Genomic DNA, 13,047 nt, shown 5'->3' with positions numbered 1-13,047 from the left:
TTGTTATGCTACTCCGCCGTTTACGGTTTTTTCCGTCGTAAGCGCTTTTCCGTCCGCCGTGAGTTTTTTATCCTGAATAACGACGGTGCGGTCATGCACTTTTATTTCGATTTGGAAAAACACGTCCGCGCTTATCTCTTTTTCTTTTTGCGCCGAAGGATCTTCTCCTTCAAGCACGACGGGAGTGCCGGGAGCCGCCCACGGAGCCGTTACGAGTTCGACGCATTCTTTGCCCGCTTCATCGGTGTAATCCGCCGCAAGGAGCATACCGCGGCTTTCAATTCCGCGCATTTTCCGCGGAGCGAGGTTATCGACGAGGATGATGTGCTTTCCGAGCAGTTCGTCTTCTTTTAAATACGGCACGAGCCCGCTTTGAATGACGCGCTCCGTACCGCTTCCGTCGTCGAGGTGCTCGATATAGAGCTTATCGGATTCGGGATTGCGTTCGACGGAAACGATCTTTGCGACTTTGAGCGAAACGAATTTATTAAAATGCGCGCACATATCGGCTGCGAGGGCAGGCTCTTTTTTTTCGGCCTTTGCCTTTTGCGCATTCGGCTTTCCGAGCGCCCCTTCTTCGCGCGATTTTTGATTGCCCGAAAAACGCTCTTTAAAAGCTTTCATCGTCTTATCGTCCATCGGCGTAAAGTATACGCTCGTCGCTCCTATCTCCGAAAGCCCCTCCGTTTTTCCGAGATCGCTCCACCTAAGCGCACCTTCCGGATCGTCCTTTCCGATACGCTTTTCGGTGATCGTTTTACCGAAAAACGAAGCGACTTTTTGCGCATACTGCGGGAGATAGGGTGCCGTCAATATCATCAAATCTTTTATGACATAGCACAAATTGTGTATGAGCTTTGCCGCTTTTTCAGGATCGGTGTTGCGCGTTTTCCACGGCTCGGCCGCTTGGAACGCTTTGTTTCCGATATCGCTTATCGCAAAAATTTCGCGGAACGCGTCTTTGAGATTCGCCCATTCGAGCAGTTCGGTAATTCTCCGCTCCCGCGCTTTTACTTCCGCCCACAACGCTTCGTCTTCAGGAGCGTCGGGGATTTTGCCGCCGTAGTATTTGTTGACGAACAGCAGCGTGCGGTTTACGAGATTGCCGAGATTTCCGATAAGTTCCGCATTGTATTTTTCCTGAAAATCCTTCCACGTAAATTGATAATCGGATTTTTCCGGACGGTTGTAAAAGATGTAAAACCGCCATGCATCCGCGGGAATACCGCTTTCCTTCGCATCCGTTCCGAATACGCCGACGCCCTTCGACTTCGAAAATTTGCCGTCTTCATAATTTAAAAATTCGGTCGAACTCATGTGAAAGAGCTTTGTCCAATCGCGTCCGCTTCCGAGCAGGCTCGACGGAAAGACGACCGTGTGAAAGGGGATATTGTCTTTGCCGATAAATTGAAAAAGCTCGACGGGTATTTTGGCCGCCGCTTCATCGGATTCGGACGGAAGCCACCAGCTTTTATAGTCGAAGGATTTTTTCCCCGCCGCAGCGAGTTCGTTTGCGAGCTGGAGCGTTATCGAAATATAGCCGATCGGCGCGTCGAACCACACGTAAAAGACTTTGTCTTCGTAGCCTTCTTTCGGCACGGGTATGCCCCATTTCAAATCCCGCGTGATCGCACGTTCATTTAAACCGTCTCTTATCCACGCCTTTGTCATTTGAATCGCGTTTGCGCTCCACTTTCCTTCGACGCTCGCCTTTTCCATCCACGCTTCAAGCCGCCCCTCAATCGCAGGCAAATCGATGTACAAGTGCTTCGTCTCCCGCACTTCGGGGGAAGAACCGCAGGTAGCGCATTTCGCTTTTATTAAATCGGTCGGATCGAGGAGGCTGCCGCAGTTTTCGCACTGATCGCCTCTCGCGTCTTCACTTCCGCATTTGGGACAGGTGCCGCGCACATAACGGTCGGCCAAAAACATATTGCAGTGCGGACAAAAGAGCTGCTTTGTCACGTGCTCTTTGATAAAGCCGTTCGCATCGAGATTGTTAAAAATTTCCTGCGTAACGTCTTTGATCTCTTCGTTCGACGTACGTCCGAATTTGTCGAAAGCGATGTGAAACCAATCGTATATTTCCGTGTGCAGTTTATAATAGTGATCGCAGAGTTCGCGCGGCGTTTTGCCCTCTTCGAGCGCTTTCGTCTCGGTTGCCGTGCCGTATTCGTCGGTACCGCAGATGTACAGCGTATCGCAGCCCCTGCTTCTGCAAAAGCGTGCAAAGACGTCGGCTGAAAGCATTTGAATGAGATTTCCGAGATGAGGAACGTTGTTGACGTACGGAAGCGCCGATGTAATGAGTTTTCTATTCATAATTTTTTATTATAGCCGGAACGGAGGATTTTGTACATTACCCGACGGAACGTATATCGACGGAACGTATCGAGGAACGTCTGCTTGAGCGGAAACAAGCATACATTCTGAAAGTTTGGAAGAGAAAAAGGGCGAAAGAGGAGCTGTCCAAAAACTTCAGTTTTTGGACAGCTCCCTTGATGTACTATGCGACGTTTAAAATTAAGTCATTACAATATAAAGACTTAATTTTAAACTCGACAGGCTGTCGAGAAAGTAACCGACTTTTGAGACAGCCCCTCTTTCGCAAAAAATTATTAAAAATTTATCGCACTTACCACGGCGGTGACTCCCGCACGCCCGACGTTGCTGCTCCTGCCAGCACCCCACACTTGCTTTCCGTCTTCCGTCGTGATCTGCACATACGCCATAGCGCTCGTATCGCTGCCGCGTCCGATGCTGTGTTCGTGGAACGATGTTATATTGAATTTCGGAACCGGTGTCGATTTCAGCGCGTTGACGAAAGCGTCGAGCGGACCGTTTCCCTTTGCGCCGATCGTGTACTTTTCGCCCTTCCATTCGACTGCGGCGCGGCACATAACCTGCTCGTCGCCGTCGCTTTCGATACCGCGGTCGAGATGCGTTTCGTTCAAATCGAGTATTTTAAGCGGAGAGGTTTTATTGAGCCATGTCTTCGCAAAGATATCGTATATCTCTTCGCTTTTGAGTTCTCTCTGCGCTTCGTCCGCAGCGACTTTAACGATATCGCCGAAAGCCGCATGCATCGCTTTGGGCAGCATGATGCCGTAGTCCTGTTCGAGGATAAAGGCGGCACCTCCTTTTCCGCTTTGACTGTTGATCCTGATGATGCCTTCGTATTGTCTTCCGATGTCGTGAGGATCGATCGGAAGATAGGGCACATCCCACAGAGCGCTCTCCCCTGCCCGAGTTCGGGCAGCCATACCTTTTCGAATCGCATCCTGATGGGAACCGGAAAAGGCGGTAAACACGAGTTCGCCCGCATAAGGCACGCGGGGACCGACGCTCATGCCGGTAAACTCTTCGTAGCGCTCGCGCACGCTGTCGATATGCGTAAAATCGAGAGCGGGATCGACGCCCTGCGTATACATATTGAGGGCGACGTTTACGATGTCGAGGTTTCCCGTGCGCTCGCCGTTTCCGAAAAGCGTGCCTTCAACTCTGTCTGCTCCCGCAAGCAAGCCGAGTTCGCACGAAGCGACGGCTTCTCCGCGGTCGTTGTGATTGTGTAAACTGACGATGACGTTTTCGCGGTTCGAAATGTGTTTGCAAAAATATTCGATTTGATCGGCGAAGATGTTCGGCGTCGCACATTCGACCGTCGTCGGCAAATTCAAAATAATTTTATCACTCGTCGTTTTCGCCCACGCTTCTTTTACCGCTTCGCAGATTTCGACCGCGTATTCGATTTCGGTCGTCGAAAAACTTTCAGGCGAATATTCGAGGCGGATGTGCGTGTCGCCCGCGTCCGAAAGACAGTCCTGTACGCACTTGACGCCGTCGAGGGCGAGCTGCGTAACCTGCGCCTTTGTCATGCCGAACGTATATTTTCGCTGCGCGGGGGACGTCGAATTGTAGATGTGGAAAATCGCTTTCGGCGCACCTTTCAGCGATGCGAAGGTCTTTTTGACAAGGTGTTCACGCGCCTGGCAGAGCACTTGCAGCGTTACGTCTTCGGGTACTCGGTTTTCTTCGATAAGCCTGCGTAAAAACACATACTCCGTTTCGGATGCGGACGGAAATCCCACTTCGATTTCTTTGAATCCGATCTTTACGAGTAGATCGAAAAAATCGAGCTTTTGCTCTACGCCCATAGGATTGACGAGCGCCTGATTGCCGTCGCGGAGATCGACCGAACACCACACCGGCGCTTTTGTGATAAGCTTATCCGGCCATTCGCGCTTTCCGATATCGATTTTCGGAAACTGCCGGTACTTTCCTTTTGCATCCATTCCTGCCATTGTATTGCTCCTTGCGCATCGCGCCGCACACCGTTATTTAAAAACAAAAAGACCCGCCGCCGAAGCGACAGGTCTGTAATTTATAGGATAACGATATACAGCACCTTTACCGTCGGCAAATCGAGAAAACATTTGCATATAGTAGTGCCGTATATATCATATAATAAGTATCGCATAAAAAAACGGCTCTGTCAAGGCGGACGGCAGGCGGCGACAGCAGCGGGCGGCACAAGCGAGCAACGGCGGGAGGCGGAAATCCGTTTCGGCAAAAATGCTGTATTTTCGAGCGATGTTGTGGTATAGTAAAGAATACGGAGAAAAGGCGTATATGAATAGTCCGCTTGCGGCTATAGAGAAAAGAATGAATATAATTTTAGTATTTGGAATTTTACTTTTCAGTATTGCAATAATTGAAACTATTTTATCCGGAACATGGAACAGATATTATTTTTTATATGGAATTCCGATTTACTCAAAAGAAATTGAAATTTCAGATTTAAATAAAACATCACAGCTAATTATTCATTTTATAGATACTATGGATACGGTAAAAGGTCTTTCAAAATATAAAGGAAAGAGATTGGACGAGAATACTTTTGCATTCCGAAAAAAAATGATTGCTATTAATTTTTTTCGGAATGATTTTGAAAATATTCATGGAACAATCGGTATTGATTCGGAAAACAGAACTCTTAAAATAAAAGGGTATGCCGGATACAGTTTTCCGGCATTAATGCTTTATATATTTATTGTCTTTACGGCAAGTTTTGAATCATTTCTTACAGAAGCATTTTCATCATTAATAATAATTTTAATTTTATCATCAATATCTTATGCTTTCAATCGTAGAAAATATAATAAATTATTTGCTGAAATTACAAAATTAATAAAGGGATATGATTCGTCCGTAAATATGACATACACATAACAACCTTTTCAAAGCCGATAACACGGTCAAGCAGCGTTGCGGTTTAAAACAATGATATGGGTGACAGGCCGCCTGCTTACAGGAGTAAAAAAATGAAAAGTCGGGGAATAATAAAAAAAATTCTTTTAATTTTGATTTTATCCGTTTCAGCACTTGGGACAATTTTCGCTTTCGATTATAAAAAAATAAAGAAAAACTATGACGAAGCTGAAAGTTATTTCGATAAAAAAAATTATGAAGACGCGATAAAAAAGTATACGGAAGTTTTCAAACACTCTGCTTATTTTTATGATTTAAAAGACGAAGAGAAAAAACAAATATCTTCGGATTACGGATTGCAGGTCGATGAGATCGGTGAGATAAAACTGCTTTATTATTCGCTCTACAACATAGCGTGCTGTTATTCGCTGACGGGAAATTTTTCAAAGGCAAAGGAATATCTGCTTTATGCGATTTATGCCGGCTACCCCAAACCGAACTATATTTTCAATGATTCCGATATGAAGCCGCTTTTTTCATCCGCTCCTTCTTTAAAATCCGAGGTTGAAAAAATATACAGACAAGGTAACTCAAAATCGCTTGTTCAAGGAAAGCTGTTTGAGCAATGGATTGTCAATGACTGCTTTCGATATGGGTTCGACGGAGATACGGTGATACGGTATTACGGATCATCCGATTGGAAGGATCACAAGTTTAAGGGAACTTATAAAGTAAAAAACTATCACATAATGATGCATTTTTACAAAGAATCATACAGGAAGCCTGACCCGTGGGCATCGGCCATGCCCGGAGGCGGCACGATAACACCGTATACTTCATATTCCGAATATCCCGAATATGAAGATATAGACAGTAACGAGACTATAAATTGGTTTGAAAGTAACTATTATTGGACCGCATTGGGAAAAGATTACGGATCTTCCTTTGAACAAATTGAAGAAAACTATACATCGGATTGGGATGAAAAGGACTATACCGAGCTGATCGCGGAACGGATTGAAGATTATTATTCCGAAAATCGCAAAATTGAGCGGACGGAAGAAGAAATAAAGGCTTCTGCAAACAGGCGAAGGCAAAAAGTGCTTGATTATATCGCAAAGGTCGGAAAAAATGACCGCACTGTTTTTATTCTTCCGGAGGGAACTGAAAAAGTAGAATGGGATGACATTGATATACCGGATGAAACCGTCGCAATTCTGCTCCCGGAGGGGCTTGAGACTTTTTGCGCGGATATTCCGAATGATGTACAATATATGAATTTTCCGTCAACTTTAAAGGGATTATACGTTACCTTCTCGCCCGACTCTCCGATCGAAGTGCTTGACTTGAAGAACTGGGCAACGTATTATTCCGGTATTCTCCCGATAAAATCAGGGATACGTATGTTCCCGGCTGGACGGAAACTCCCCCCGAATGGCATAAAAGCTGGGATATGTTTTGTAATGCACATTTCGGAGAGTATCTGAAAGAATAAAAAACATAACGCGCAATAAAAAACAGGAGGAGCGACGATATGAAAAAAATCGGTTTTATCGGCGTCGGGATTATGGGAAAATCGATGGTACGCAATCTTATGAAAGCGGGATTCGATCTTCGCATATTCGCACGGCATAAGCAAAACGTTGAAGACGTCATTTCCGAGGGCGCAGTCTTTTGCGACAGCATTTCGGACTGCGTCAAAGACTCCGACGCGGTTATCACGATCGTAGGCTTTCCGCCCGACGTCGAAGACGTGTATTTTTCTCCCGGAAAAATTATGGCGAGCGCGAAAAAGGGAACATATCTCATCGATATGACGACGACGAGCCCGACGCTTGCAGAACGTTTGTACCGCGAAGGAAAAGCGAAGGGCTTTCACGTGATCGACGCGCCGGTTACCGGAGGCGACACGGGTGCAAAAGCGGGTACGCTTTCCATTCTCGCAGGCGGAGACAAAGAAGATTTCGAAGCGTGTATGCCGCTTTTCAAAGCGATGGGAACGAATATCAATTATCAGGGCAAAGCGGGAAACGGTCAGCATGCGAAGATGGCGAATCAAATACTGATCGCGGGCGCACTTTCGGGCGTGTGCGAAGCGTTTGCGTACGCGAAAGCGAAGGGGCTCGATTTGAACGTATTGTTAAAATCGGTTGCAACGGGAGCGGCAGGGAGCAAGCAGCTCGACGCGTTCGGCCCGAAGCTCATCGCGGGCGACTACGCTCCGGGCTTTAAGCTCAAGCATTTTATTAAAGACATGAAGCTTGCCGACGACGAAGCGAAAAAAGCGGGACTGCATCTCGGAGTGCTTGAGCACGTGCTCGAAAATTACGAAGCGCTCGAAAAAGAAGGATTGGGCGAAGACGGCACGCAGTCACTCATAAAACGCTATTAGGCTGAAGCGCCGATATATGCACGGGGCAACCGCACCAAAAACTATATTCTCTAAAAAATAGTATGTAACGTAAAAAGTCGGCTGCACTCCCGGCAGCAGCCCTGCCGTCCGCCGCGGCAGACCGTGATCGGAATCGGACTGCGCAAACTTTTTTAAAAAAGTTTGCTTGCCATTCCTTGTAGTACGGCATTGCAGAAAATGTCAATTTTCGAAAATGCCGTGCTAGTGCGCGAAAGCGTACTAGTATATACACAAGTTTGCGAAGCAAACTTGCTGTTAAACGGAACGCGCTATTTTAGCGTCCCGTTTAACCTCGGTCTGAGCGGCTCGGCGGCAGTACCGCTGCCTCGCGTTCCGCCTTTTTTATTTACTCATATGATTTTTTTATGGTGTACATTTTTGGTACGTTCGCCCTGTTGGCGATGTCTCTTCCGCTGCCCCGCGCCTCTACATCTTTTCCAAATACGGCACGAGCACGAGATACATCGCGTTTTTTAAAACGGTGAGCGTGCATTCGGCAAGGAAGAGGCGCCCTTTTACGAGCTCCGTTTTTTCCGCGGCGAGGATCGGGCATTGCTGATAGAATTTGCCGAACGCTTTGCTTACGTCGTACAAATACTGCGCGACCATGCTCGGATCGAGCGCTTCCGCAGCTTTTGCGACGACGGACGGAAAATCGCCGAGTTTTTTTATTAAATCCCATTCGCTTTCAGACGAGAGAAGCGAAACGGCTTTTTCGCTTGTATCGGGAGCGATGCCGCTTTCTTCCGCTTTCCGCAAAATCGACGCGATGCGCGCACCCATGTACTGCAGATAGGGGCCGGTATTTCCGGTAAAGGACAGCGACTCTTCGGGATTAAAGAGCATGTCTTTAACCGGTGCGACATTCAATAAATAATAATGGAGGGCTGCGAGCGCAATCTTTTCCGCTACATCGTCCGCATCTCCGACGTCTTCTTCCCTGCCCTTCGCTTCAATTTCTTTGAGAGATGCCGCATGGAGTTCGTCGATTAAATCGTCGGCGTCGACTATCGTTCCTTCTCTGCTTTTCATTCTGCCGCTCGGCAAATTGACAAGACCGTAACTTAAATGATAGAGATCGTTCGCCCAATCGAAACCGAGTTTTTTCAATATATAAAAGAGCACTTTAAAATGATAGATCTGCTCGCTTGCGACGACGTAAACGAGACGGTTGAACGGCCAGTCGTCGTGCCGGCTGATCGCCATGCCGATATCCTGCGTCATGTAGACGGACGTGCCATCTTTTCTGAGCAGCACTTTTTCGTGTTCGCGATCGTCTTTGCCTCCGACGACTTCACTCACGTCGATGCGCACGGATCCGTCGTCCGCTTTGAAAAATATGCCCTTTTCAAGCCCCGCTTTGATTTCGTCTTTGCCTTTGAGATAGGTTTCGCTTTCGAAATAGAGTTTGTCGAAGGATACGCCGGTACGCGCATAGGTTTTTTCGATACCCGAAATCGTCCAGTCGTTCATCTTTTTCCAAAGCGCGAGAACTTTTTCGTCTCCCGCTTCCCACGCTCTCAGCATCGCTTCCGCATCGGCGACGGCTTCGGGATGTTCTTTTGCATACGCGTCGAATTCGACATAGCACCGGCCGACAAAGTGATCGCCTTTTATACCGAGCGACTCGGGCGTGTCGCCATTGGCTTCGTGAAAGAGTTTATACGCGAGCATCGATTTGCAGATATGTATGCCGCGGTTATTGATGATGTTCACCTTATACACTTCCGCGCCCGCTTTTTTCAAAATGCGGCTCACGCTTTCACCGAGCGCGTCGTTTCTCATGTGACCGAGATGGAGCGGTTTATTCGTATTCGGACCGGAATATTCGACCATAACGCGCTTTCCGGCAAAAGTTTTTTTCCCGTCGTCGCTCTTCGAACCGTACTCGATACCCTCTCGGGCGATGCGCGAAAGGATCGCAAAAGAAGCCGACGATTTATCGAGCTTGACGTTTACGTAAGGGCCCACAGCAAGGAATTCGCCGACGGAAGATACGGAGATCCCTTCGAACGACGTTTCGGAATTGATAATATGCACGACGCTTTGAGCGATCGCGGGAGGAGCGAGACGGAGAAGTTTTGCATAGGCGAACATCGGAACGCCGATATCGCCCAGAGCCGGATCGGGAGGAGTTTGCAGCGTCAAAGTTTCCGAAGCGACAGCGGAAGCATCCGGATTTTTTTCGGCGATAAATCGATTCAACGCCGCAGCGACCACGACGCGGCAAGCGCTTTTAGCATCATTCATAGGCGCTATGATAACAGATTGTATGAATCTTTGCCAGTGCGGCATTTATTAATACCGGCTCTATCCTAAAAATGCGCCCCGTTCTTCGAGTGCCGCTCGGAGTTCTCCCGTCGGAACATCGATCGGAAGACAGCCGTGCCGTTTTGCGATTGCAGCGGCAACACCTGCGGCTTCTCCGAGCGCACCGCAGCACGGAGAAAGGCGCGTCGACGCCTGCGCTTCAAAGGATGCGCTTATGTCTCTTCCCGCGGCCATAACATTCGGCACGGAAGCGTTGACGAGCGTACGGTAAGGAATCGTATAGTATTCTCCGTCTTTCAAAAAGCGCGAATCGGTCGCCGCTCCGTCGCTCGAATGGATATCGATCGGATAGCCGAATGCGACAACCGCATCATCGAAGCGGCGGGCGGAAAGAATATCGTCCGCCGTAATCGTATAAATGCCTTTCATGCGGCGAGAACTTCGTACGCCGACTGAAGGACCCGATGCGATAAGGTGAGCGCGGGCGAAACCCGGTATGTGCTTTTTCATAAAAGCGTACAGCTCCCACACTTGCCGTCTTCCCTCGGTTTCCGCGCGGCTGATGCCGAAGGGATCGACGGGGCTTTCGCCGTTTATGCGCGTCATATTGACGATCACTTCGTCCCTCGTATTCGTTTCGAAAAAAAGCGCTATATCGCGGTCAAAGGTGATTTCCCCTTTTTTGATACCGTCTTTCATAATATCTTCAAAGCCCGAACACGAAAGACGGCTCGCTTTTTTTTGTATGCCGATTTTCGATTTCAAAAAAGGAAAAAGCGATGCGTCCTTGTCCATAAGAGCGCGGATCGAGTCGATATCGACATTCGAAAGGCGGAAGTTCATCGTCATGGGCTGATCTTTGCCGTCGGAATCCCTTCCCTCTGCATAAGGTACGCCCGCCTGAAAAATGAGGTCTCCGTCCCCCGTCGCATCGATAAAATACGGAGCGCGCGCAGAAAGTTTTTTTCCGCAGCTTAATAATGAAACGGATTCCGCCCTTCCCGCGCAAAGGGACACGCTTTCAATCGATGAGTGATATAAAATCGTAACTCCCGCTTCAAGGCACATAAGCTCGAGCTCCCGCTTAAAGCCTTCAGCGTCGAAAGGAGTAACCGTATACGTATAACCGGTAGAATCGACCGTATGTCCGGGCGACAAGCCTTTTTTTACGAGACGCCGCACGAGCTCGTCGGTGATTCCACGGATCACTTGCGTGCTTCCCGCGTGAAAGGTCATCATGGGACCGGTTCCAGAACTCGTCATGGAACCGCCGAGCGCTCCCTGCTCTTCGGCGAGCAGCACGGAAAGCCCCATACGGCCCGCGCTTGCGGCGGCGAGCGAACCCGCAATGCCTCCTCCCGCTACGATGCAATCGAAATCATATATATCATTCATATATCCGCTCCGCGAATTTATTTTATGCCCGAATTGACCATAGCGTTCGTAATCTTCCTCTGAAATAAAAGATAGACTGCGATGATCGGAAGCACGGAAAGCGTCGTCGCTGCAAGCTGCAAGTGCCACTGCGGCAAACCGTAAGAATCGTTGAAGTTCGCAAGCGACAGCGGCAGCGTAAACTTTTCCAAACTGTTTATGAATACGAGCGGCTCGAGGTACATATTCCATACCGATAAAAACGCGAGAATAGCCGCGGACGATGCGACGGGAAGCGAAATCGGAAACATGATTTTAATAAATGTGCCGAAAAGGGAAAGTCCGTCCATACGGGCGGCTTCTTCGAGCTCTTTGGGCACCGTGATATAATATTGCCGAAACATAAAGGCCGAAAAGGCTCCCTGCGCGCAAAAAATCGGAATGAGCATGAGCGGAATGAGGGAGTCAAGTGCGTGCAGACGTATCATCTGAAAGTACATCGGGATTATCGTCACTTCGATCGGCATCATCATCGCGGTAAGCAGAACTACAAAGAGTGCGTTTTTATACGGAAAGCGTATGCGCGCAAACGCATAGCCGCTGAGCGAAGCGATGACAACGTTGCCCGAAGTGGCGACGGCGGCAACCAAAAGCGTATTCGCGTAATGGCGCGCAAAAGGCTGCACTTCGAATACGGCGCGGTAATTATGCCAGCTCCACGATTTCGGAAGGAGAGAGGGCTTACCGAAAATGAGAGCGGGTTCGTTTAAAGAATTGACAAGCATCCACCAAAAGGGATAGACGAACAGCACGCTGAGCGCGAGCGCAATGATAATGTACGGAACGTACGCGCGGATCATATTATTAATTTTCATAGTATGACACCTTTTTTCGGATGTTCCACTGTACTACGGTGAACGCAAGCACGATTACGAAGAGCAGCACCGAAAGCGTACTCGCGTATCCGATATCGAACATTTTAAACGCCTGATGATAGATATAATAGACAAGCACCATCGTCGAACCTTCGGGACCTCCGTCGGTCATCAATTTTATCGTATCGAATACGCGCATGGAACCGATTACCGTGACGATCGCAATCATCAATACGGACGGCATGAGAAGCGGCAGCTTGATTTTCCGAAAAAGCGTAAAACGCTCCGCCCCGTCGATACGCGCGGCTTCGATAACGTCTTCGGGCATATTGAGTACCGCGCCCGTTAAAATGAGCACGTTCATACCGAGGTTTTTGAGTACGCGGCTTACGATAACGCCCGCCATAGCCCAGCCCTTTTCGTAGAGCCAGTTCGGTCCTGCAATGCCGAAGAGCGAAAGAAACCGATTTACCGGCCCGCTGTCGCCTCCCTGCAAAAGATATTTGCACACGATCGACCATGCGACGCCGCTCGTTACAACCGGCAAAAAGACGATCGTATTCACATACCAGTGCGCATTTTTCTCCCGTCCGAGATAGAGCGCAAGAGCGAGCGCGAGGATGAGGTTCAGCGGTACGACGCCGAGTGAAAACACGAAAGTATTGCCGAGCGTTTTCATAAACAGCGGATCTTCGGCAAGCGCCGCGTAATTTGTCCCTCCCGCAAACCCCGCCGAACCGAAGAGGAGATTTTTCTCTTCGAACGAATAGACGAATATCATGATGAGGGGAAATAAAACGAAAAGAGCGTAGCCGATCATCTGCGGAGCGATAAAAGCGAAACCCGAAATACTTTCGGCTCTCGTCAAAGCTCCCGCTTTATATGATTTTATATGTTTCATATTGT

Annotated in this window: 9 protein-coding genes; 3 read left to right on the top strand and 6 right to left on the bottom strand. The window is 48.5% G+C overall.

From position 1 onward, the window contains the following. Positions 1 to 3: 3 nt before the first annotated feature. Both metG and leuA read right to left on the bottom strand, forming a co-directional pair. Positions 4 to 2,322 (bottom strand): methionine--tRNA ligase, encoded by a 2,319-nt coding sequence (gene metG / locus HRI97_RS04615; protein ID WP_253726948.1) that lies wholly within the window; start codon positions 2,320 to 2,322, stop codon positions 4 to 6. Positions 2,323 to 2,618: 296 nt separating this feature from the next. Further along, positions 2,619 to 4,301 (bottom strand): 2-isopropylmalate synthase, encoded by a 1,683-nt coding sequence (gene leuA / locus HRI97_RS04610; RefSeq protein WP_253726946.1) that lies wholly within the window; start codon positions 4,299 to 4,301, stop codon positions 2,619 to 2,621. Between the two features lie 328 nt (positions 4,302 to 4,629). Here leuA and HRI97_RS04605 point away from each other — a divergent pair, with 328 nt between their 5' ends. Genes HRI97_RS04605 through HRI97_RS04595 form a run of 3 tightly spaced genes read left to right on the top strand, consistent with a single transcriptional unit; the run spans position 4,630 to position 7,600 of the window. After that, positions 4,630 to 5,229 (top strand): hypothetical protein, encoded by a 600-nt coding sequence (locus tag HRI97_RS04605; protein ID WP_253726944.1) that lies wholly within the window; start codon positions 4,630 to 4,632, stop codon positions 5,227 to 5,229. 56 nt (positions 5,230 to 5,285) lie between these two features. Next, complete coding sequence (locus tag HRI97_RS04600; RefSeq protein WP_253726942.1) at positions 5,286 to 6,695, top strand: hypothetical protein; 1,410 nt, start codon at positions 5,286 to 5,288, stop codon at positions 6,693 to 6,695. A gap of 47 nt (positions 6,696 to 6,742) precedes the next feature. Then, positions 6,743 to 7,600, top strand: a complete 858-nt coding sequence (locus tag HRI97_RS04595) for an NAD(P)-dependent oxidoreductase (protein WP_253726941.1) — start codon at positions 6,743 to 6,745, stop codon at positions 7,598 to 7,600. A gap of 447 nt (positions 7,601 to 8,047) precedes the next feature. On the opposite strand, the gene argS is transcribed toward HRI97_RS04595, so the two are convergent. From argS to HRI97_RS04575, 4 genes are read right to left on the bottom strand one after another with little or no spacing between them, the layout of a single operon-like run. Next, complete coding sequence (gene argS / locus HRI97_RS04590; RefSeq protein ID WP_253726939.1) at positions 8,048 to 9,871, bottom strand: arginine--tRNA ligase; 1,824 nt, start codon at positions 9,869 to 9,871, stop codon at positions 8,048 to 8,050. 60 nt (positions 9,872 to 9,931) lie between these two features. Then, complete coding sequence (locus HRI97_RS04585; RefSeq protein ID WP_253726937.1) at positions 9,932 to 11,287, bottom strand: FAD-dependent oxidoreductase; 1,356 nt, start codon at positions 11,285 to 11,287, stop codon at positions 9,932 to 9,934. 17 nt (positions 11,288 to 11,304) lie between these two features. Continuing rightward, a complete protein-coding gene (locus HRI97_RS04580) occupies positions 11,305 to 12,141 on the bottom strand; it encodes a carbohydrate ABC transporter permease (RefSeq protein ID WP_253726935.1) in 837 nt (278 codons plus the stop codon). Continuing rightward, a complete protein-coding gene (locus HRI97_RS04575; RefSeq protein WP_253726933.1) occupies positions 12,131 to 13,042 on the bottom strand; it encodes a carbohydrate ABC transporter permease in 912 nt (303 codons plus the stop codon). Before HRI97_RS04575 ends, HRI97_RS04580 begins: the two co-directional genes overlap by 11 nt. Positions 13,043 to 13,047 lie beyond the last annotated feature (5 nt).

It is taken from the genome of Treponema socranskii subsp. buccale, from assembly GCF_024181585.1.
GTDB classification, from domain to species: Bacteria; Spirochaetota; Spirochaetia; order Treponematales; family Treponemataceae; genus Treponema_D; species Treponema_D buccale.
Note: the sequence above shows the minus strand (reverse complement) of the source record. Positions and strands in the feature narration are given on the sequence as shown.